Raw genomic sequence first — 1,510 nt, 5'->3', positions numbered from 1 at the left:
TGTCCGTCATCGAATGATTTGGAACACGAGCGTTTGATTGGCTTAGGAGGATCAGGCTCGCCGTAGTTTCAATCTACGCCGCGTTCTGATGATGCAGCAAGCGGCGTTTCTGGATTGTCTGGTGTTTGATTTCCTTTCTGCGTCTGAGGATTGTTTCGGCTCGACCGAAATAGACATCGGCGGGTGTCAGATTGCTGATGCTCTCGTGGTATCGGTTGTGGTTGTAGTGATTGATGAAGTCGCCGATGGCCTGTTCGAGCGCTCCTGGCAGATAGTAGTTTTCCATCAGGACACGGTTCTTCATCGTCTGATGCCATCGCTCAATCTTGCCCTGGGTCTGCGGATGGTTGGGCGCTCCCCGAACATGATCCATACCCTGCTCATCCAGCCATTTCGCCAACTCGCCAGAGATGTAACTGCTGCCGTTGTCGCTGAGCAGCCGGGGCTTGTGGGCAACGGTGACACTGTCACAACCTGATGCAGCCAAAGCGTCTTCCAGCGTTCCTGTGACATCGTCAGCTTTCATCGTGGTGCAAAGGCGCCAAGAGACAACGTAACGGCTGTAATCATCCAGGATCGTAGACAGGTAGAACCAGCCCCAACCGATGACTTTGAGATAGGTGAAGTCGGTCTGCCAAAGCTGGTTCGGCCGCACAGTCTTCTCATGGAATTCATCCGCCGCTTTGATGGTGATGCAGGCTGGGCTAGTGATCAGATCTTGTGCCTTCAGAAGCCTGTAAACACTGGCCTCAGAAACGAAGTAGCGCCTGGTGTCGGTGAACCGCACCGCAAGCTCGCGGGGCGATAACTCGGGTTCTTCCAGAGCCAGTTCCACGATCTGCTTGCGCACCTTGTCGGGGATGCGGTTCCAAACCCTACCTGGCCGGGAATGGCGATCCTCAAGCCCGGCCTCGCCGAAAGACAGATACCTGTCGTACCAGCGGTAGAAGGTCGTTCTGGGAATGCCGAGCTTTTCCAGTGTGCGTTTGATCGGCAGGTGCGAACCGTCAACCAGCCGGATGATCTCAAGCTTTTCGGATGCGGGATATCTCATTCGTCGTCTCCCCCATCCTCGAACATGCTTTTTTTGAGCAGCCGGTTCTCAAGGGTCAGGTCGGCGACTACCTCTTTCAGCGCCGACGATTCCGCTCTCAAATCCTTCACCTCAGAGCTGGTAGCCTGGCGTGCGGTATCGCCAGCCAACCGCTTCTTACCGGCCTCAAGGAACTCTTTCGACCAGCTGTAATACAGGCTCGTAGCTATTCCTTCACGGCGACACAGCTCCGCTATGCTGTCTTCACCACGAAGCCCATCCAACACAATACGGATCTTCTCCTCTGCCGAATGCTGGCGCCGTGTCTTCCTGCGGATGTCTTTGACAACTCTCTCTGCTGACGCTTTCTGTTTCCCGGATTTCATTCTCATCTCCACTCTCTGATGGTTACGATGAGCCTGAAATCCTCCGCTACGCAATCAACCTAGTCTGTTCCATGGGTGCTGATGGCGGACA

Annotated in this window: 1 protein-coding gene; it reads right to left on the bottom strand. The window is 54.8% G+C overall.

What is annotated here, in order from left to right; all coding sequences use genetic code 11:
• Positions 1-73: 73 nt before the first annotated feature.
• Positions 74-1,425, bottom strand: a protein-coding gene (locus tag AC2FLJ_RS22775; protein WP_496707779.1) for an IS3 family transposase whose coding sequence is annotated in 2 segments (ribosomal slippage) — positions 74-1,089 and positions 1,089-1,425 — 1,353 coding nt in all. Because the reading frame shifts where the segments join, the coding sequence is not laid out codon by codon here.
• Positions 1,426-1,510 lie beyond the last annotated feature (85 nt).

The sequence above is a fragment of the Ruegeria sp. CDSA034 genome, assembly GCF_059612275.1.
Note: the sequence above shows the minus strand (reverse complement) of the source record. Positions and strands in the feature narration are given on the sequence as shown.